The following is a 20130-nucleotide window of genomic DNA, read 5'->3' on the forward strand; positions in this document are numbered from 1 at the left end:
ATGGAAATAGAGAAGAATAAATAAGCTTTCACCTTTGACAGTCTTTGATTGTGCGCTGAGCACATAGGGATTAATTATATTTTGTTTATAGAGACTAATCCTATTACTAGCTGATAAAGCTATAATAAATTAAATAAGTAATAATGATTAAGTGACAATAAAAGCCATGTGTTATTGTCACTTTTTTACTACCTTGTATTAGGTTATAAACACATTTAATAAGCAAAGGGGATGGAGGAAGATGAAACAGTTCTATTTAAAAACAAAGATTTGTGAATTTGAAAAGGTGAAAGGATTTTGTGAAGCATTTAAGATAGGAAAAGGGGATTTGATTTTTGTAAGTAATGCCACTTATGAAAACTATTTTGCAGGAGAAGTAGAAGGAGCTTCTGTCATCAATTACAGAAAATATGGGAGTGGAGAGCCTACAGACCTAATGGTAGAAGGTATTTATAAAGATATTAAAGATCTAAGCTATAATCGAGTAATTGCTATAGGTGGAGGGACTATTTTAGATATAGCAAAGCTATTTGCCCTTGAAAATGTGTCCCCTGTAGTAGATTTGTATGAGGGAAAATTAGAGATTGTTAAAACTAAACAGCTTATTCTAGTGCCAACTACTTGTGGCACAGGAAGTGAAGTAACCAATATATCTATTTTAGAACTTACCACTAAGCATACAAAGATGGGATTGGCAGTAGAAGAACTTTATGCGGACACGGCTGTTTTGATACCTGAATTATTAGAAGGTTTACCTTTTAAATTCTTTGCGACTAGTTCTATAGATGCACTCATTCATGCCATTGAGTCTTTCACATCACCAAAGGCCAATGAATTTACCAAAATGTTTTCTTTGAAGGCTATGAAAATCATTTTAGAAGCCTATAAAATCATAGCTAAAGAGGGAGAAGATGCAAGAAAGACTTTATTAGGTGACTTATTAATAGCTAGTACCTTTGCAGGAATTGCTTTTGGTAATGCTGGCTGTGCGGCAGTACATGCCATGAGCTATCCTTTAGGAGCAGCATATCATGTACCTCATGGAGAAGCTAACTATGCTATATTTACAGGTGTTTATAAGACTTATCAGATACTCAATCCTAATGGTAGCATTGTAGGACTCAATCACTACCTAGCAGAAATTCTAGCTTGTCAGCCAGAAGAAGTTTATGAAGAAATAGAAAAGCTCCTTAATCATATCATTCCTAAAAAGTCACTTCGTGAATACGGCGTAAAAGAAGAGGAGTTAGAAGTATTCACAGAAACAGTCATGACCAAACAAGGCAGACTAATGGCCAATAACTATGTGCCACTAGATAGTAACTATGTATTAACGATTTATAAAGGCCTATACTAGCTACGACATTAAAACAACTATTATATAAGGGAGAACATTATATGATTTGGTTATGAATTAACCTAAGATTCGCAGATACTCTTTAATTAAGAAAGCTACCTTAAGATTAAAGCGCACCTCAGGAGAATCTAGATCATGCCCTAAAATATCTCTAAGAATATTAATCCTATAGCTAATGGTATTACGGTGACAAAAGAGAGCAGCAGCTACAGCTTGGATGCTGCCGTCTAAGGTTAAATAGCGATCAAGAGTTTCTAGATAATTACTATGATGAATGGCATCATACGTTATTATATTACCGAGATAAGTATTCATATATTGAGTTAATAAATCCCTATCATTAACAGCGAGTAATAGCTTGAAGAAGCCTAGTTGTTCATAACTATATATTTCGGCCTTCTGATATTTGCTCATAGTAAGGGCAGCAATGGCCTGTTCATAACTCTTAGATAGAAGCATAAGAGAATTTACAATGCCGCCGATGCCTATATAAAATGCTTCATTTTTACAATAAAAACGTAGTTTTGTCGCTAAATCTTCGATTAAGCCAAGAATCTTGGAAGAATCACTCTCACATATAATTAGTAAAAGTAAATTCTTAGAGGTAGTAATATGACAAGGCATAGGTGACATTTTAAAAAAGCTCTCGATTATGAAAAGGAGAGGAATATTGGATTCTACATTGCCAGAAGAAACGTCAAGAGTAGGAAAGTCCAGACAGCAAGTACAATAAGGTGCTTCTATAACATAGCCATGTTCTTCTAATCTATCTAAGCTGTCGGTCATATGACTGTCATGCTTCATAATGCTTAATAAAGATTGGACTATAGTAGTATCTGTTTGAGCTTCAAGAAAAATACGATTGTAATAATCTCTCGTGATATCATAAATATGGATTTCCCAAGGCATTGAAAGCAGAGGGAAATCATTTTTTTCGCAAATTTCAATGATATCTTCTGTGATATCTTTCCTAGAGAGGTAATCACCAAAATTAATGATTAAGCCACAGGTGTGATGTTCAATAAGATTTAAAACAAAATGGAAAAGCCAGTCTGATGATTTGCAGCTGACACCGGTAGTGATAATTAACTCGCCACCTCTTAAAAAGTCTGCTGTATTAATATCCTCTGAGATATAGACCCAGTTCATAATGCGATTGAGTCCAGCTTCACCACAGATTAAATCAAGATGATACTTGGTTTGTGTAGCGTGAAAGATTTTATTTAGTGTGAGTGCCATAATGTTCACCTTCTTTATGAGAGTAGGAAAGTAAGATTTAAATAATAAAGTCAGTGTAGCACAGTTATTTGATGATGTAAAAGGAAGGACTTAGGAAAAGACCACAGAGTTTGTGCAGACAGCACAAATAAAAAAATGAATCTTGTGCTTCGTATCTATTGTATTACCCCCCTTATTTAGACATAATATGACTATGAAGCACGACAAAGGCGTTATGCAAAGAACCCTTTGTTGTGCTTTTTGTTTTATAAAAATTTGGAGTAAAAAGATAAGGAATATGAAAATAGAGGGGGAGTAAACGGTGTTAAGAACAGACTTACCAGAGATCATTACAAAGACATTACCAGGACCAAAGGCAAAAGCTATTATTGAAAGAAGAGCAGCAGCAGTACCTACAGCTATTCGTTGCATGTATCCTGTAGTCATTGAGAAAGGTGAAGGGGCAATGATTCAGGATGTAGATGGCAATAAATTTTTAGACTGGATTGGTGGTGTTGGCGTTCTCAATATTGGGTTTACAAGACCGGAAGTAGTAGAAGCCGTGAAACAACAAGCAGACCACTATTTTCATGGCATGTTTAATGTAGTCACCCATGAAGGTTATGTTACTTTAGCAGAGAAGCTAGGAAGTATTGCACCGGTGAAAGGCAGTCACAAAAAAGTATTTTTTGCTAACAGTGGTGCAGAGGCTGATGAAAATGCAGTTAAAATTGCAAAAGCTTATACCAAAAGGCCTAATATCATTGTCTTTTCAGGAGCTTTTCATGGAAGAACATTACTTACCATGTCCATGACATCTAAAAAAGCTTATGCAGTAGGGATGGGACCTTTCCCGGAGGGTGTGTACCGTGCACAATTCCCTTATTACTATAGGAATCCAGAAGGAATGCCACAAGAAAAAGCAGTAGGTTACTATATGGATTCCATTAAAGCAGTATTTGAGCAGTGTGCACCAGCTAATACTATTGCAGCAATAGTAGTAGAACCTTTACAAGGTGAAGGAGGTTTTATTCCAGCTCCTATTGAATGGATTACAGCGGTTCGTAAGCTTTGTGATGAACAGGGAATCCTATTAATAGCAGATGAAGTACAGTCTGGCTTTTGCAGAACAGGCAAGATGTTTGCTTCGCAATATTGGAAAGAGGCAGGAGCAGAGCCTGACATTATTGCAACAGCCAAATCCATTGCCGCAGGGGTTCCACTTTCGGCAATCATTGCTAGAGACGAGATTATGGAAGCGCCAGCACCAGGAACCATTGGAGGTACATATTGCGGTAATCCACTAGCTTGTGCAGCATCTCTTAAAACCATTGAAATCATGGAGAAAGAGCACTTAGCAGAGCGTTCAGCAACCATTGGTGAAAAGGTTACGACACGTTACAAAGAATGGATGAAAAAGTATCCAGTCATAGGCGACGTAAGAGGACTTGGGGCAATGGTAGGTATAGAGTTTGTAAAAGATAAAGCAACCAAAGAACCAGCAACTCAGTTTACCACAGAAGTTATTCTAGAAGCAGCGAGAAATGGGTTATTAATTGAAGGTGCAGGTACCTATAACAATGTTATTCGTTTCTTAGCTCCACTAGTGATTACAGATGAGCAGTTAGAAGCAGGGCTAAAGATTTTTGAAGCAGCTATTGTAAAGTGCATGCCTATATAATGCAAATACATAATAAGAAAAGACAAAGGCGTCTATGAAAAATCATTTTTCATGGCGCCTTTTTGCTTAGGAGGATTCTCCTTTAATAATTTTAAGATGGAAGGGAAGAAGGTCTTATGATTAAGAAAATATTGATAGCAAACAGAGGAGAAATTGTAAATAGAATCATTAATACCTGTGAAAAAATGGGGATTGCCACAGTAGTAGTTTACTCAGATGCAGATCAAAATGCGAATTATATTAAAAGAGCTACAGAAAGCTATCATATAGGCGCTTCTGCACCTGTTAAAAGCTATTTAAATAAAGAGGCCATTATTGAAGTCTTAAAAAAGTCAGGAGCAGATGCTGTGCATCCAGGCTATGGTTTTCTTTCAGAAGCAGCTGCTTTTGCAAGTAGTGTAGCAGAGGCAGGGGCTAAATGGATTGGACCTGATCCAGAGATTCTAGAAAGCATCGAGTCTAAGTGCTACTGCCGTATTATAGCAGATAAGCTAGGCGTACCTGTAACGCCAGGAACTATTCGTCCTATTGAAGGCATTCAGGAAATTTACGATACAGCAAAACGTGTAGGGCTTCCTATTCTTCTTAAGCTAGATAAAGGTGGCGGAGGAAAAGGAATTGAGAAAATCTCCATTTTAGAGTCAGAAAAGGTAACACAAGCTGTTTTCGATAGTATGAAACGCATAGGAACTATGGCTTTTGCCTCTGGTGACATCTATGTAGAAAAAGCAGTTATTAATCCAAGGCATATTGAAGTCCAGTTCATGGCTGATAATTATGGCAATGTAGTATGCTTCGGTGAAAGAGAATGTTCCATTCAACGCCGTTATCAGAAAATCATTGAGGAATCACCTTCTGCTGTGGTGACAGAAGACGATAGAAGAAAGCTTTATTCTTATACTAAGAAACTGGTTAAGGAAATGAAATATTCAGGTGCTGGAACTGTGGAATATTTAAGAAATCATAATGGTGACTATTATTTCATGGAGATTAACGCCAGACTTCAAGTAGAACACCCTGTTTCAGAAATGGTAACAGGCATTGACCTCATCGAGCAACAAATTCGTGTTGCGAGTGGAGAGAAGCTCCCTTATGAACAAGAGGATATTAGCTTAAAGGGCCATGCTATTGAATGCAGGATTTATGCTGAGAATCCAAAGACCTTTCAGCCGGCTCCAGGTATTATTTCGAAGCTTGCTTTCCCAGAAAGAGAAGCTGGCAAAGTCAGGGTAGAGCAGGCTATAGAAGAAGGCTATCGGGTGTCACCTTTCTATGATCCGATGCTTTGTAAACTTGTGGTATGGGGAGAAGATAGAAAGACCTGTATTAATAATATGCTTGAAGCGTTAAAGGGCTTTAAGATAGAGGGCGTATCTACCAATATCGTGACGGATATTGCCATCATGAGAAACCAAAGCTTCGTAAGCGGTAACTTTACTACAGCTTTTCTCGAAAATGAAAAAGTAAATATCGGTCTTGAAAACTATGTTGTTACCATTTCTAGACAGTTTGGAAGCTTAGGAAGACCAATTGCTAAGAAAATCGCTAAGTTACTAAGCATTGATTACTATGACAGAACAGTTGTAGATGAACTTGCTAAGAAGATGAATTTGCCCGTCTCTGAAATCGATGATGGAGAAGAATTAGAAAATGCAGAGCTTAAACATATGAAATATCCATTGGGTAGGAGTTCAGAAGAAGAACAAGAGAAAATCTTTGAAGCACAGGAAAAGATTATCTGTGATCTAGCAGATCAAGGCTCTTGCGTCATAGTAGGAAGGTGTTCTGATTACATTTTAAGAAATCACACGAATCACTTCAGTATATTCATCTATGCACCTTATGAAGTAAGGCGCGAGAACTGTATTAAGACCCTACACATTAGCCCAGAGGAAGTAGATAAAATGATAGAAGAAGTAGATGAAGCTAGAAAATCTTACAGTATGCATTATGCCAAAGAATATAGTGAGGATGTTAAAAACAAGGATATTTTAATTGATAGTAGCTTGTTTGGAGATATTGATGAAACAGCTGAAATCATTGTGGAGATGATTCGTAAGAAATTTAGACTCGCATCTTAAGCGTTTTTTCTGCACACTCTGCTGCAGTAAAAATAAAATAATTAAAAATAAGGAGGAAGCCAAATGAGTAAATATGAAGTAATTTTAGATACTCTTCCAGCAAAAGAAGATCGCATTGAGGTTTTATTTCGTCAAGCTGGGGACGGTTTTATTCAAGTTGAATATGGGTATGAACAACGAGTAGAATTGTTAGATTCCTTTAGAATTCTAGCAGTAGATGCAAAGCTTAAGAAAATGAATATCAAAGGATTGATTGAAACGTTGCCAAGCTTAAGAGCTAATATGATTCACTTCAATCCAATCGTCATTTCACCACAAGCTTTAATTGACAAAATCAAAGAAGCAGAAGAATCCATTACTGGTGTAGAAGACATGGTAATAGATTCTCGAATTATTACACTTCCTATTGCTTTTGAAGATAGTCAGACTAAAAAAGCAGTTGAGATGTATCTAAAGCAAGTTCGTCCTGATGCACCTAACTGCCAAGATGGCTACAACTTAGAGTATATGGCACAGTGTAATGGCTGCGGGGTAGATGATATTAAGCATATGCTACTTGATACGTACTGGTACAATAGCGGCTGTGGTTTCTGGCCAGGTGGAGGTTTCTTCTGGCCTATGGACCCTAGGTGCAAAATGATTGTTCCTAAATACAATCCACCTCGTATTTGGACACCAGAAGGAGCTGTTGGTATTGGTGGTGCCTGCTTATTTACCTATACAACAGCTACAGGTGGTGGCTATCAGCTCTTTGGACGTACGATTCCTACTTTCCAATTTGCTATGAAGCATCCGCAGTTTAAAGATAGTCCTTTCTTATATCGCCCATCAGGTGACCGTATCAAGTTCGTAGAGGTTTCAGAAAAGGAAATCCTAGATATTTATGACCACGTTCATGAGAAAACAGACTATGTTTATAACATTGAGGAAAGTCAAATCGTAGTAAAAGACTATATTGATTTCCTTGCACAACCTGAAGTAGTTAAAGGCGCAAAAGAATTCGAAGAACGTCAAGCTATGGGCTCTAAAACAGCACCAAAACTATAATATAGAGTAATAGGAGGCAAAGCATATGATAAAAGTATTAAAAAGTGGTATTGAAGTTTTAGTAGAAGACTGGCCCGGAAGACTAGGCTATATGGGACTTGGAATGGCTGCGGCTGGTGCATTAGATAATCTAGCGCTTCAGTTAGGAAATGTACTAGTAGGCAATGAACGCGGTGAAGCTGGACTAGAAATCGCAGGAGGCTACTGCCAGTTTGAAATGACACAAGATGGTGTGATTGCTATTACTGGAGCAGATATGGAGCCTACCTTAAACGGAGAAAAAGTAGGGATGTGGGAGGCTGTAGAAGTAAAAACAGGAGACATCTTAGCTTTCTCTCATTTTGGAAAAGCTGGCTTTAGAGCTTACATCTGTGTTTCAGGTGGCATCGATGTACCTGTTTACTTAGATAGTAAATCTACTTGTTTATTTGGAAACTATGGTGGCTTTGAAGGTCGAAAATTAAAAGATGAAGATGTGATTCCAGTAGGAGAAAAGAACGCCTGTGCACCAGGAAAGAAAATTAATGACAAATACATTCCTGAATACACCAATGAGTGGGAGCTTCGTGCAATCCCAGGGCCTAACTCAGTACCTGATTATGTAACAGAAGAAGGGATGGACTATCTCTTTAGTACCAATATGAAGATTTCACATAATGCCAATCGTTCTGCTTACAGACTGACAGAAGTACCAGAATACTTCTGGGCAAGGAAAGACGGTGGTAAAGGTGGTAGCCATCCATCTAATATCGTAGACCATGGCTATAATATGAGAGGTGCTATTAACGTGACAGGGAATACACCATCCCTTTTAATTGCAGATGGTCCTACTTTAGGAGGCTTTGTATGTGTTGCCAATGTCATTAATGCAGACCTATGGAAGATCGGACAAGGTATTCCAGCCAGGGATTACATTAAGCTTAAATTAGCAACCATTGAAGAAGCTATTGAAGCCAGAAAAGAAAGAGAAGCAATGTTTGAAGCAAGTGACTTATTAGTATAAAAATGTTGGGAGGAAAAAGCTATGGAATATATATTAAAAGCACATATGCCAGGATTAGTTGCAAGAGTAGTTTGTGAGATTGGAGAAAAGGTTGAAGCAGGACAAGAGTTAGCTGTTATTAACTGTATGAAAACAGAAATGAGCTGTGTAACAGAAAAAGCTGGTACAGTTAAGGAAATCCTTGTAGCAGAATGGGATGAAATGGATGTTGGCTCACCGATGATTGTCTTAGATGCAGAATAATGAAGGAAAAGAGATGGGACTATGAAAATCGATATTAATGTGGATATGGGAGAAAGCTTTGGGCGTTATACCCTAGGCGATGATGAAGCCCTGATGCCTTATGTTACAAGTGCCAATATTGCCACAGGCTTTCATGCAGGGGATCCTCTTGTACTTGAGAGAACCATAAAATGGGCAAAAGAGTATCATGTAGCAGTAGGTGCACATATTGGTCTTCCAGATCGTCAGGGCTTTGGACGTAGACAAATGGATATCTCACCAGAAGAACTAAGATCAGATATTTTATATCAGCTAGGTGCAATGGATGCCTTTCTAAAACTACATGACATGAAGATGCAGCATGTTAAGCCGCACGGGATTTTATACCGTATGGTAGGAGAACAAGAAAAATATATAGATACCTTTCTTGATACCATTGAGGAGTACAACAAGGATTTATATATCATGCTTCATACTGGCTGCGAAGCTTTGAAAAGAGCAGAAGCAAGAGGCTTAAAAGTAGCACCAGAAGTATTAGTTGACCTAGGCTATGATGAGCAAGGTAACTGGGTGCTAGAACGTGTTAAAAAGGCAAGGTCGCCTGAAGAGGTAGCAGCTCGTGCAGTAAGAGTTGCAAAAGAAGGTAAAATAGATACCATTGATGGCAAACTCGTTGATGTAAAAGGCTGTACAGTATGTATTCATGGTGACTCTCCAAACGCTGTGGAGGTTGCTAGAGCAGTAAGTGGAGCTATGAAAGCTAGTGGAATAGTTCTTACTAATGTCATTAATTGTTTAGAAAGCTAGGTTAAGAAAGTTGAGTTAAGAAAGGGAGGAATGTTATGAAAGTAGGAGCTTTAGATTTTGCGGTTGCAATACTAGCAGGTGTTTCCTGTTTATTCATGCTTATTAATGTACCAGTTTGGGCATTGTTTGTAGGCTGGACTTGGTATTTCGTATTGGGCTGTACACCAGATACTATTAAAAAGTGCATCCCGCCATTAATTACAGGTGCATTATTAGCAGTGCTTGCCTTTGTTTTAATCGATATTTTATCAAAAACAGGTATTGATAGTACTTTTTCATTAACTTCAACCATCATTGCTGTTGTCATTACTGTATTTTTATTAATGCTATCTTTAAAAATACCGCAATTAAACAATTCATTAGTTTCATTTAATGCTTATTCTTGCTTCTTTGTAGGATATGCAGCAGGTACTTTCTTACCAATCCAAGGAATGCCAGCATTGCTCAATGCCATTATCTGGATTGTAGGTGCCAACTTTATTGGCGTATTATTTGGCTGGATGAGTATCAAGCTTTCTTCATTAAGCAAAAAAAAGACTGAATAATATAAAGCAAACAATAAAAGAGAAGTAGAAAGAAAGGGGGAGTGGTCGTGGTACAAGGCTTGGATATACAAAAGGTGAAAGCAATGACAACGGAAAAATGGTTTAATAAGCAGCTGTTCTATTTAGCTGAAGTTACCTCCACTAATGATTGGATTAAGAAGCAAGGACAATTAGGAAAGTTAGAAGGTACTTTATTAGTAGCAGATCAGCAAACAGCTGGTAGAGGCAGTCATGGCAGGAGCTGGGAGTCACCAACAGGGACAGGTCTTTGGTTCTCGTTTTTACTAAGACCTAATCTAGAACCAGGTATTACAACGGCCTTGGCGCCTCTAGTAGCCTACAGTTTAGTAGCTACCCTAAAAGAAGACTATCACTTGCCAGTAGCTATCAAATGGCCTAATGATGTCATCATAAATGGGAAAAAGCTAGCAGGCATTCTAACGGAAATAGAAACGGACGGGCTTCATATCAAGTACGTTACAGTAGGTGTTGGCATCAATGTAAATATGCAACAAATGCCAGGCGCAATCGCCCAAAAAGCCACCTCCTTATTTCTAGAAACCAAAAAAATTTTTCAAAGAGAACAGTTGCTTGTAGATTTTATGATTAGATTTTGTAAGGATTATCAGCAATTTTGTAAGGAAGGTAGTTTAAAGAGTTTTATTGCCTCCTACAATAAATACCTCTTTCATTACGACAAAAAGATATGGGTACTTCGCGGAGAACAAAAGGAAGTATGCAAATCCCTAGGCATAAAAGAAAATGGCAACCTTGAGATAGAAGGAGCAACTGGAAAACAAAGTTTATGTATGGGAGAAGTATCACTAAGAGGAGAACAGGCCTATATATAAAGACCATTAAAAGAGCTAGCCAAGAATAATACTTGGCTAGCTCTTTTAATGTGTTTTATCTCTAGACTTATAAATAGAAATTTGTTTGATTGATGGTATACCATGATTTATAGAACATTTGGATGTTAATGTATATATTGATAAACGATAAAAAAATATTGAAAAACAGAAAGAGAAATGGTAAAATAAATTCTAAATAATCAAATAAAATATAAAGGAGTAGTCTAGCAAAATAGAAAAAGCAAAAACATCAAATAGCTTAAAAGCTAGAGGAAAAACGAAGGGGAGCTATGATTAACGCACAGATAAAAAAGAGGATATTAGAAGTGTTAGGGATTATATTCACTTTTCTTTTGTTAGGAGGGGATCATTTTTTACCAAAAGGAATAGTAAAAGTTTTACTTCTTCCTTATGTAGGGCTATGTAAGCTTTTTTATAATGTCTATTTTATTTATGACAGTACATATGGTTACGTATGCAATACAGCTACTTTTGCTATTAACAAGGAATGTTTAGGAAATACATTTATGGCTATGGTATTTGTCCTTTTATTTTTTAGATTTAAAGCTCTCGTGATAAATCAAGGCAAATGGCTTGGCATGGTAGTAGTACTGGCTATAGGGATAGGGTATATAGTGGGGAGTGTGCGTATTTTAGCTTCTGTACCTTTTGCAGGAAGTCATTTTTTTGGACTAATTCATGGGACCATAGGCATTGTGCTTTATTTAGGGGGACTTATTGTAATCAATGGTATAGGCGAATGGTATTTAAGAAAGAGGGGATGAAATGAAACGGTTATTTAAACCACTATCAGTATGTTTAGGGATTGCAATACCGATTTTATTACTGGGCCTTTATTGGCTTATGGGTGTGAAGAACTTGGAGGGTGAAACTACCTTTACTACTACAGGAATTGTATTAATGTCTATTTCAGGTGGTATAGCACTGTGGGGATATATGAGGAGGAAAGAAGAGGAATTAAGTAAAATAGAATTTGTAATATTAATGGGCCTGAGTCTAGTATTGGGGATGGGCATGATGGGGGTGTTGATGGGTTGGGGTGCGTCAACTGTTGGAGATAGTCAAGTCTTTACTGCTGCATGTATAAATATAGCGGTGGTAGCCATTATTAATCTAATAAGCTGCATAGCCTTTTCTTATTCTATTAAAAGGGAGCGTCAGCTGGGTAAATATATTGAAGCTATAGTAGGATTGCCCTTTTTTATATATATTGGGGTAAGTATTGCTAACCAAATAGGTGGTGAACTATTAGCAATTATATTTGTGATTGGGGGATTCTACAGTTTACTTTTACTCATTCTTCAAGTCTTATTTATTTTAAAAAGAGATAGGAGCGTTTATTTCTTCCCAAGGGAGATGGAATCAAGAAAAGTAAAAATACAGTATTGGGTGTGTACCTTTTTAGTACTTATTGTGCTACCTTATCTAGGGCTAGCCGTTAATAATATAGGGATGTTTAATAATGGGAGCATTGTTGGCAATTTTAGTCACCCTATTTTCTGGTTGATGCCCCTTATTAATGGCTTAGCTTTTATGGTGATTCCCTCTCAATCTTTGGTATTAAGGAAAATATTATTTTATATCAAGTGCGTGGGCTGTACTTTCATTTTATACTTCTTTGTGAGCTTCATTCCACTTATGCCGATTGGGTTTATTGGGATTATAGTTTATGGACTAGGATTATTTGCCTTTATTCCAACCTTGGCGAGTTTATGGGAAGTATGCTATATAGCAAGAGAAGCAAAAAGCTTATTTGGCACAGGGCATAAAAGAAGTAGCATAGCTCTTCTCATAGCAGGTCTACTTACTTTGCCACTACTTTTTGTAGGGAAAATAGGACTAGATCGCGAAAATTTCAATACAGCCATTCGCTATATAAGTGGAGAAGAAATGGAAGCTACTGTCCATAAAGAGCGGCTAGCAGGAAGTTTGGATATAATAGAAAATGCTATTAGTGTAGAGGGATGGGGAAATATTATAGATGGAAGCACCACACCTATTTTATCCTATCTTTACCTTCAAGGTCTTACAAAAGAGAATCATATTGATGAGAATACCCTTAATAAAATGAAGGCACTTTTCCTAGGGGAAGAAGAAGGCTTGGTTAATGAAGAAGAAGATACCCTTCCTGTAGGGGACTCAGAAATTAAGCTAAAGGATGTAGCTGTTTCCACTACTTATGATGAAAAGCAAGACATTTATCGCTCTTGGATTGATTTGACCTTAGAAAATATTTCTATGGATGACCAACGTGAGTATGCGACTACCATTAGTATGCCAGACAATGCTTACGTCAGTGATTACTACTTAGTGGTGGGAGAAGAGAAAAAGAAAGGTATATTAGCAGATGAAAGAGCAGCTACCAGCTTATATCAAAGTATTGTAAGTCGAAGTCTTGATCCAGGGATATTAAAATATTTTAATGATGAGACTCTTGAATTAAGAGTATTTCCTTTTAGTAGTGAAGAAATGAGGCAAACAGGCTTTGAAGTCATCCATACAGGAGCGGCTACTCTTGCTATAGGTGATTACCAGCTTGAACTTAAAGGCACCTCTGAACCTATAAAAGAAGACTATTCGGTTATAAAAACAGAAGGGCTTACTATTTTATCAGGTGATTATATTAAGACATTGCCTCAAGCAGATAATTTAGTACCACTCTATTACTTTTTAATAGATGGGTCAAAGGATTCTGATAGAAAAACATTAGTTCAAAGAGCAGAGAGCTATATAGAAGAACAAGGCTTGCAGGAAACAGAGGTATGGGTGGTTGAAGAAGGTATTTTAAGCAAAGGTATAGAGAATATAGCAGCGGCTCAGTTTGGTGATGGAGGCTACAATTTTAATGGTGCCCTTCAACAGATTTTAAGAGAAGAAAAAGCAGGTTATTACCCTGTAGTAATAGCCGTAACTTCAGATTTTTCAAAGGCATTAGAGCCTTATCAGTTAGGAGGTCTAGCACAAAAATATCCTCAAAGCAGCTACTACTATGAGTTAAATGAGGATTTGAGTTTAAGGCCTCATGTGCTTTATAAGGGGGCTAGAGTTTATACAGAAATGACTAGGACACCGCTTCTAGCAGATGTGAGAAGCTATGAAGGCCAAGCAGTATTAAATACGGGGCGAAAGCAATTCATTTACACAAGCCCATTAAAGACTTTTCAGTCTACTCAAAATACCTATAAAGATGGGTGTTTACTAGAAGCCATGAGCCATCATGAAGAAAGTCTAAGTCAAGAAGAATTATTGCAAGTTGTTAAAGGGAGTTTCACTACTAGACTTTTAACTCAGCAAACAGCTTTTATCGTGGTAGAAACAAATGAGCAAGAAGAAGAGTTAATGAGGTTACAAGAGGAATACTTATCTGGCAAGAAGCATTTGGAAAGTGGTGCTTTTTCTACTATGGCAGAACCGTCCCTAGTTTTATGTGCCATGGTGCTACTAGCAAGTTTAGGTTATTTCCGAAAACATAGTGAATGCTCCAGGTAATGGATGAAATAATAAGAGACATGGTTATTATAGGAGGAAAGTGGCCTCATATAGTGGCTATGTCTTTTATTATGGAATTAATTGATGGTTTAAAATATTGTAAATATTATATTGAAAAAACTAGCAAATAATAGTATAATTTATCGGATAATAATTACTAACTGCAGTGGAAATGGAGGAAAAGGTGATGATAAAGAATATTAAAGTAAAAACTAAAATGATTATCTTGAATGTTTTAGTATTAATTACGATTATTTTGACAGCAGGCTACTCACTTTTAGAGTTACATATAAGTAATAGGGTTTCCTTAGATGTATTAGAGAAATCCATTAGAGAAAAGTATGATGATAATATTCAAAAGCAAGTGACAGGAGTAGTGACTTTATTAGATCATATTTACAAGCAATATGAGGCAGGAGAATATACCTTAGAAGAAGCTAAGACTTTAGGAGCAGATTTAGTTAGAGACATGAGATATGGCAATGGTGGGTATTTCTGGATTGATACTGTTGAAGGTGTGAATGTCGTGTTACTCGGGTCTGAGACTGAGGGTACTAATCGTTATGATTTAAAGGATGTTAATGGCTTTGAATATATGAAAGCCATCATTAATGCGGGCTTACAGGAGGATGGTGGTTATGCAAATTACCATTTCCCTAGAGAAGGAGAGACTGAGCCCAGTCCAAAACGTTCTTATAGCATTTTATTTGAACCTTTTAACTGGGTGGTAGGAACAGGTGATTACACTGATGACATTGACCAGTTAGTTCAAAAGTATGCTGATGAAATCCATCATAAGGAGAGGCAAACAAGAAATATGCTATTTGCGGGTGCACTCCTTATGATCATCCTTGTAGGAAGCATTACTATGAGTATCACTACAGGTATTTTAAATGTATTAAAGATTACTAAAGAGCAACTAAGTAAATGGGGCAAGGGTGATTTTACAGCTGAATTACCTCAGCATTTACTTAAAAGAAAAGATGATTTTGGTGAATTAGCTACGGCTATGGAGGAAATGAGAAATGCAATAAAATTACTCGTTGGTAGAGTTAAAGGTGAAGCTATAGGTATAGGAGAAGTAGTTCAAGAGGTGAATCAAAAAGTAGTCGTACTGAATAGTGAGATTGAAGAAATTGCTTCTACTACTGAGGAATTAGCAGCAGGGATGGAAGAAACATCAGCTTCCTCAGAAGAAATGGCTGCTACCTCTCGTGAGATTCAGCATGCAGTTAAGAGTATTTCCGAAAAATCGCAGGAAGGTGCTGAACAAGCAGAAAAAATCAGTGAACGTGCAGCAACTATTAAGCTAGAAACACAAAAAGCAAAAGAAAAATCTACAATGATTCATCATGAAATACGAGATAAGCTTAATGAGGCGTTAAAGAATGCGCAAGTTGTAGAACAGATTCAAACACTTTCGGATTCTATTATGAATATTACCGCGCAGACGAACCTTTTAGCACTTAATGCATCTATAGAAGCGGCTAGAGCAGGTGAAGCAGGAAAAGGATTCTCTGTAGTAGCTTCTGAGATTACTAATCTAGCAAATCAGTCTAAAAGTACGGTTATTCAGATTCAAGAGATTACGGGGCAGGTAATGAATGCGGTTAATAATCTAGCTAATAACTCAAAAGAATTACTAGAATATGTAGCTACAGATGTTTCTAAGGACTATGAAACATTCCTAGAGGTAGCAGATACTTATAGTGCAGATGCTAATTATGTAGATGATCTAGTAACTGATTTCAGCGCTACAGCAGAGGAGCTATTAGCTTCTATTGATAACATCATGCTGGCTATTGATGAAGTAGCAAAAGCAGCTACAGAAGGTGCAATGGGTACAACGAATATAGCTGAGAAGAATACCAATATTATGACTACATCTAGTGAAGTAGTTGCAGGTGTTCAAGATTCTATGAAAAGTAGCCTTGTATTACAAGAAGAAATCTCTAAATTTACAGTGTAATTGAGCTGCTTAAAGTCGAAGCATTAATAGGAATAGCTAAGGACGCGGTAACCTAGTAGGTAGGGGTTGCCGCTTTTCTTTTATAGTAAAAGGGACATACCATGTTTCAAAATAATCTGTCATAAGACCGGAGTCATTATCAAGATTGAGAAGGCATACTGAGAATCTAATACGATAGTTTCCCTCTTTGATGAGATTATAGCGAAGGGTATTTAGATTCATGGTATCCTTTAGATAGAGAGTGTAAGGATGACGAGTAGAATTGGCTTCTATGTCACCATTAAAGGTTGAAACCCAGTTGCCATTGTCATTATATTCGATATCAAAAACATTACTTACACCAAAAGGATCTTCGTAGAAGTATTTAATAGTTAAGATAGGGTCAGGTTCATATGTATTTTTTTCTAAGGTAAGTTCCCCTTTAATAGGCTGCCTACTAGGTTCTTTGTCTACTAGTTTAAACTCATAGTAGGTTTCATAAGCTTCTTTAGTAGCACGGTTAAAGAAAGGTTTAACAATGCGATAAGTACCTGCTTCTTGAAGGGGATACCAAGCTAGGTCTAGATTAATAGATTCTCTGCCAGTCTGAGTCTCTTTATAAAATTCACCAAAGCCATTGTTAGCTTGTACAAGAGGTCCCAAGGGCTCTACTACACACCACTCATTATTAATTAATTTTTCTAAGTGACACTGAAAGCCAGAAATATAGTTGTTTTCTGTATCTACTACCATAAAGTCAGCACGTATAAGACCTGTCCCCACGGGATATTCATCATTAGTACCTTCTAATTCACTATAGCCCACAGCTAGTTTAGAACCATCAGCAAAGTCCCCGGTATAGTCGTTAAGGGCTTTCCAAGACTCCTTCTCTGGATCTATATAAGGTGCAGTTTCGTAATAAGTATCATCATTATAGTCTCTTTTGCAAGCTGTAGCAAAGAGACAACAAGCTATTAATAAAGGAAATTTTAATAAATGATGCATAGCATACATCCTTTCGAGTGTTATAATAGATTTATTCAGAAAATTATAAAAATATTATAACATACATAGAATAACAATACCTATGTAAAATATAAAAAGAGAGAATAAGCTGAAATAGAGTAAGGTATTAAAGAGGATGGACATATGGCAACTGTTGTAGGGTATGATGTAGATGTTAAGACAATGAAAGTGACATCAATGTTTTAGTATGAGTCAATCAAAAATGGAAAGAGGCTGTAACATGGGTGAAGTAGTAAGACGAGGCTATGTACCAAGTGATAGCAAAGAGTTTAATGAAGCAGCACTTCAAATATTAAATAATGCAGGGGAAGATTTATATTACTTGCTAAATAGAAATTATAAGATTAAGGGAGCTTCTACTTTTATAGGCAATCATTATATGCTGAGTGAAAGGCAGCGTTTAGCTCTTGTGAGAGCTATATCCTCGCAGGTAGATTTAGAGATAAGAAAGATGAAGGAATGCCAGAGTCCTATAGAAGAAGTGAATATAGATGGCTTTAACACCATTATTACCTTAGAAGTAGCTTTGTCAGGCTCACTTTTAGTAAAGGGGATGGATGGGACCATTAGAGATTTAGCAGGCTTAAGGGGAACCTATAAGCTTATTGATAAAACCAGGATAGCCATTCAGTATTTATTGGAGACATTGGAGGAGAAAGGGATTAAGAAAGCTCATATTTTCTTAGATGCGCCAGTATCTAATTCAGGGAGACTTAAGCAGCTAATTTTAGAAATGAGTGAGGCATATCCGCTAGAAGTAAAGGTAGAAGTGATTAATGAAGTAGATGCAGTGCTTTCCGGGTTAAAAGGAGTTGTGAGTAGTGATGCTATTATTTTAAATAAGTGTGAAAGCTGGATCAATCTCAATGCGTCTATTATTGAAGAGAAGATACCAAGTAGATGGTGCATAGACTTTTGTAACTAGAACCAGAGGTAGTTGCAAGACAATTTTTAGTGGACAATAATCTTATTGATTAGATAGAAGAAGTTACAAAAACGCCTTATGTTTATCATAGGGCATTTTTGCAAAGCTGCTCGCAAGCACCTTTAATAATAAATCTTAGAGCTGGCTCATAATATGCTTCATCTATTATAGATCTTCTAGGAGCTAAATAAATAATAGAATGTACAACGGAAAGAATGAGATTAGGGTCTAAGTTAAATTGAATACCGGAGTCTTTAATAATTTGGTTGATTAAAGAGGCTTCTTCATCAAGATGCTGTTTTATAAAATCTGGAGGTAGTTTTCGTATCAGATAATCAAGTTCATGCTTCATAAAATGAAGTAAGTTGGAGGATTCTAGAACCTGACAAGCATAAAATAGAGCTTCTTCTAAACGTTCAGAGGGACTAAGATCCATTCTCGTTTTTAGGATAGTTATGGCATGATCATAAATTTCCGTTTCGATTTCATGAATCGCTTCGAAAAAGAGCATTTCTTTGCTTTCGTAGAATTTATAAAAGGCACCTTTGGAAATAGAAGCACCTGCAACCAGTTGATCTACAGTGGTTTTTTTGACTCCATATTTAGTAAGGCATTCTTTAGCACAAGCTTTAAGTTGCTTATGGATAATCTGTATTTCATTTTCTGAAAAAGCTGTGGCCATATGAACTCCTCTTTTCCTAATATAAAATAGTGAAAATTTTTTCTGAATCTTAATATAAATAGTAACACCATATGAAAACAAGTGTCAATAACTGACAATAATATCAGCAGAAAGGCCTGCTTTGAGGTGTTTAGAACCCTCTGTTACTTGAATATGGGCTTCTACAACAGTATCACCATCTTTTAGTGTAGCGCAGCCTGCTATTTGAGAAATAGTGCCAGCAAGTACAGGCTGTGAATCCGTATGTCCAGCTAGAGAAATGGAAACAGGTTGACCTTCTTTGACTAAGCTTAAAGATTCCTCAGGAATATCAGCTAAAATATAAAGAGAATCTTGAGAAAGTAGCTTACCAAGGATGCCATTAGTACTAGATAGGTCGCTGCCATTCATAACGGCAATGTCATAAACCACCATATCATTAACAGGGGCAATGATGGTATTTTCCATTAGATAAGGTTTATCTAGCTTACTTTTCATGTTACTGATGGTTTCTTCAAGAAGTGCTATTTGAACACGAAGCTTTTCAAGACTAGTAGATTTTTCTTGGTCAGTATTACTTATTTGAGATTTAAGACTCTTAAGCTCATTAGATAAGGTGTTTACTTCTAATGTGCGTGCATCTTTTATTTGTTTTATGGCAGAAGAAGTAGCTTCTATTTTTTGCAGGATAGCCTTATAAGCTTGCTCACTGGCCTCTAATTCCTGCTGAGCAAGAAGCCCATTTGTAAAAAGCTCTTGATTAGTCTCATATAAGCTTTTAGCGGTAGTAGCCTCTTTTTCCAAAAGCTCTAATTCACTTTCCAGAGGAATAATTTCAGGGTCACTACCTTGCTGGAGATATTTCTTCTTTAAAGCTAGATTTTCGGAAGTAGCATCATACTGGGCCAGCTGAGGGTTTAGGCTTTGCTCTAGATTTTTTAATTGAATTTGTGCTTCCTCTAGTTCTTTTTCCTTAGAACTCATTTGAAGGAGGTAATCAGAGAAATCCAAGGTAAATAGGATATCATCCTTTTGAAGGATGTCACCATTTTTCACATGGACAGCAGTTACCTTAGCCGGAAAATCTAAGGTGATAAGCTGAGGATTATCAGCAGTAACATCTCCATATAGGACAAGTGAAGCAGGGGGAGCAGCTACTTCTACAGAGGTGGGTTCAGCAGTATTGCAACCGGAAAGAAGTAGCAAGCTACTAAGTGCTAAAAGAAAAAGTTTATTAAGTTTCATAGT

The 20130-nt window shown here is 36.9% G+C and carries 17 protein-coding genes; 13 read left to right on the top strand and 4 right to left on the bottom strand.

The window, feature by feature from the left end; genetic code table 11:
• The first annotated feature begins 241 nt into the window (after positions 1-241).
• Entirely contained in the window at positions 242-1357 is a 1116-nt protein-coding gene (locus EKH84_RS04065) for a 4-hydroxybutyrate dehydrogenase (RefSeq protein WP_127065244.1), read from the top strand.
• Between the two features lie 57 nt (positions 1358-1414).
• Here the strand turns inward: EKH84_RS04065 and EKH84_RS04070 are convergent, their stop codons facing one another.
• The gene (locus tag EKH84_RS04070) at positions 1415-2596 is read right to left on the bottom strand and encodes a PucR family transcriptional regulator (protein ID WP_127065245.1); all 1182 of its coding nucleotides are present in this window, start codon (positions 2594-2596) and stop codon (positions 1415-1417) included.
• A 301-nt stretch (positions 2597-2897) separates the two neighbouring features.
• Between EKH84_RS04070 and gabT the strand changes: the two genes are divergently transcribed.
• The 11 genes from gabT to EKH84_RS04125 all read left to right on the top strand — a co-directional run bounded on the left by gabT (position 2898) and on the right by EKH84_RS04125 (position 16291).
• The gene (gene gabT, locus EKH84_RS04075) at positions 2898-4256 is read left to right on the top strand and encodes a 4-aminobutyrate--2-oxoglutarate transaminase (RefSeq protein ID WP_127065246.1); all 1359 of its coding nucleotides are present in this window, start codon (positions 2898-2900) and stop codon (positions 4254-4256) included.
• Positions 4257-4372: 116 nt separating this feature from the next.
• The gene (locus EKH84_RS04080) at positions 4373-6337 is read left to right on the top strand and encodes an ATP-binding protein (RefSeq protein ID WP_190283480.1); all 1965 of its coding nucleotides are present in this window, start codon (positions 4373-4375) and stop codon (positions 6335-6337) included.
• Between the two features lie 63 nt (positions 6338-6400).
• The gene (locus EKH84_RS04085) at positions 6401-7384 is read left to right on the top strand and encodes a 5-oxoprolinase subunit B family protein (RefSeq protein ID WP_127065247.1); all 984 of its coding nucleotides are present in this window, start codon (positions 6401-6403) and stop codon (positions 7382-7384) included.
• Between the two features lie 25 nt (positions 7385-7409).
• Positions 7410-8387 carry a biotin-dependent carboxyltransferase family protein gene (locus EKH84_RS04090; RefSeq protein ID WP_127065248.1) on the top strand — a complete coding sequence of 326 codons (978 nt, stop codon included), beginning with the start codon at positions 7410-7412 and terminating at the stop codon, positions 8385-8387.
• A 21-nt stretch (positions 8388-8408) separates the two neighbouring features.
• Complete coding sequence (locus tag EKH84_RS04095; protein ID WP_127065249.1) at positions 8409-8630, top strand: acetyl-CoA carboxylase biotin carboxyl carrier protein subunit; 222 nt, start codon at positions 8409-8411, stop codon at positions 8628-8630.
• 21 nt (positions 8631-8651) lie between these two features.
• Complete coding sequence (locus EKH84_RS04100; RefSeq protein ID WP_127065250.1) at positions 8652-9416, top strand: 5-oxoprolinase subunit PxpA; 765 nt, start codon at positions 8652-8654, stop codon at positions 9414-9416.
• Positions 9417-9451: 35 nt separating this feature from the next.
• Positions 9452-9961 (top strand): DUF1097 domain-containing protein, encoded by a 510-nt coding sequence (locus EKH84_RS04105; RefSeq protein WP_127065251.1) that lies wholly within the window; start codon positions 9452-9454, stop codon positions 9959-9961.
• Between the two features lie 47 nt (positions 9962-10008).
• Positions 10009-10812, top strand: coding sequence for a biotin--[acetyl-CoA-carboxylase] ligase (locus tag EKH84_RS04110; protein ID WP_127065252.1), 804 nt, complete (start codon positions 10009-10011; stop codon positions 10810-10812).
• Positions 10813-11102: 290 nt separating this feature from the next.
• Complete coding sequence (gene xrtK, locus EKH84_RS04115; protein WP_127065253.1) at positions 11103-11597, top strand: exosortase K; 495 nt, start codon at positions 11103-11105, stop codon at positions 11595-11597.
• Between the two features lies 1 nt (position 11598).
• On the top strand, positions 11599-14322 hold the full coding sequence (locus EKH84_RS04120; RefSeq protein WP_127065254.1) for an MSEP-CTERM sorting domain-containing protein: 2724 nt from the start codon (positions 11599-11601) through the stop codon (positions 14320-14322).
• A 187-nt stretch (positions 14323-14509) separates the two neighbouring features.
• On the top strand, positions 14510-16291 hold the full coding sequence (locus tag EKH84_RS04125; protein ID WP_127065255.1) for a methyl-accepting chemotaxis protein: 1782 nt from the start codon (positions 14510-14512) through the stop codon (positions 16289-16291).
• 36 nt (positions 16292-16327) lie between these two features.
• Here the strand turns inward: EKH84_RS04125 and EKH84_RS04130 are convergent, their stop codons facing one another.
• The gene (locus EKH84_RS04130; protein WP_127065256.1) at positions 16328-17275 is read right to left on the bottom strand and encodes an immunoglobulin-like domain-containing protein; all 948 of its coding nucleotides are present in this window, start codon (positions 17273-17275) and stop codon (positions 16328-16330) included.
• A gap of 241 nt (positions 17276-17516) precedes the next feature.
• Here EKH84_RS04130 and EKH84_RS04135 point away from each other — a divergent pair, with 241 nt between their 5' ends.
• Positions 17517-18221, top strand: coding sequence for a DUF434 domain-containing protein (locus EKH84_RS04135; protein ID WP_127065257.1), 705 nt, complete (start codon positions 17517-17519; stop codon positions 18219-18221).
• An 85-nt stretch (positions 18222-18306) separates the two neighbouring features.
• On the opposite strand, the gene EKH84_RS04140 is transcribed toward EKH84_RS04135, so the two are convergent.
• Together EKH84_RS04140 and EKH84_RS04145 are read right to left on the bottom strand one after the other, a co-directional pair.
• Positions 18307-18903 carry a TetR/AcrR family transcriptional regulator gene (locus tag EKH84_RS04140; RefSeq protein ID WP_127065258.1) on the bottom strand — a complete coding sequence of 199 codons (597 nt, stop codon included), beginning with the start codon at positions 18901-18903 and terminating at the stop codon, positions 18307-18309.
• Between the two features lie 84 nt (positions 18904-18987).
• Positions 18988-20127 (bottom strand): HlyD family secretion protein, encoded by a 1140-nt coding sequence (locus EKH84_RS04145; protein ID WP_127065259.1) that lies wholly within the window; start codon positions 20125-20127, stop codon positions 18988-18990.
• Between the last annotated feature and the right edge of the window lie 3 nt (positions 20128-20130).

Source organism: Cellulosilyticum sp. WCF-2 (genome assembly GCF_003990395.1).
Taxonomy (GTDB): Bacteria; Bacillota; Clostridia; order Lachnospirales; family Cellulosilyticaceae; genus Cellulosilyticum; species Cellulosilyticum lentocellum.

Excerpts from the sequence above, each read along its gene's own strand:
- EKH84_RS04065 (WP_127065244.1), top strand. The coding sequence starts at position 242 with ATGAAACAGTTCTATTTAAAAACAAAGATTTGTGAATTTGAAAAGGTG.
- EKH84_RS04070 (WP_127065245.1), bottom strand. The coding sequence starts at position 2,596 with ATGGCACTCACACTAAATAAAATCTTTCACGCTACACAAACCAAGTAT.
- EKH84_RS04080 (WP_190283480.1), top strand. The coding sequence starts at position 4,373 with ATGATTAAGAAAATATTGATAGCAAACAGAGGAGAAATTGTAAATAGA.
- EKH84_RS04085 (WP_127065247.1), top strand. The coding sequence starts at position 6,401 with ATGAGTAAATATGAAGTAATTTTAGATACTCTTCCAGCAAAAGAAGAT.
- EKH84_RS04090 (WP_127065248.1), top strand. The coding sequence starts at position 7,410 with ATGATAAAAGTATTAAAAAGTGGTATTGAAGTTTTAGTAGAAGACTGG.
- EKH84_RS04095 (WP_127065249.1), top strand. The coding sequence starts at position 8,409 with ATGGAATATATATTAAAAGCACATATGCCAGGATTAGTTGCAAGAGTA.
- EKH84_RS04100 (WP_127065250.1), top strand. The coding sequence starts at position 8,652 with ATGAAAATCGATATTAATGTGGATATGGGAGAAAGCTTTGGGCGTTAT.
- EKH84_RS04105 (WP_127065251.1), top strand. The coding sequence starts at position 9,452 with ATGAAAGTAGGAGCTTTAGATTTTGCGGTTGCAATACTAGCAGGTGTT.
- xrtK (WP_127065253.1), top strand. The coding sequence starts at position 11,103 with ATGATTAACGCACAGATAAAAAAGAGGATATTAGAAGTGTTAGGGATT.
- EKH84_RS04120 (WP_127065254.1), top strand. The coding sequence starts at position 11,599 with ATGAAACGGTTATTTAAACCACTATCAGTATGTTTAGGGATTGCAATA.
- EKH84_RS04125 (WP_127065255.1), top strand. The coding sequence starts at position 14,510 with ATGATAAAGAATATTAAAGTAAAAACTAAAATGATTATCTTGAATGTT.
- EKH84_RS04130 (WP_127065256.1), bottom strand. The coding sequence starts at position 17,275 with ATGCATCATTTATTAAAATTTCCTTTATTAATAGCTTGTTGTCTCTTT.
- EKH84_RS04135 (WP_127065257.1), top strand. The coding sequence starts at position 17,517 with ATGGGTGAAGTAGTAAGACGAGGCTATGTACCAAGTGATAGCAAAGAG.
- EKH84_RS04140 (WP_127065258.1), bottom strand. The coding sequence starts at position 18,903 with ATGGCCACAGCTTTTTCAGAAAATGAAATACAGATTATCCATAAGCAA.
- EKH84_RS04145 (WP_127065259.1), bottom strand. The coding sequence starts at position 20,127 with ATGAAACTTAATAAACTTTTTCTTTTAGCACTTAGTAGCTTGCTACTT.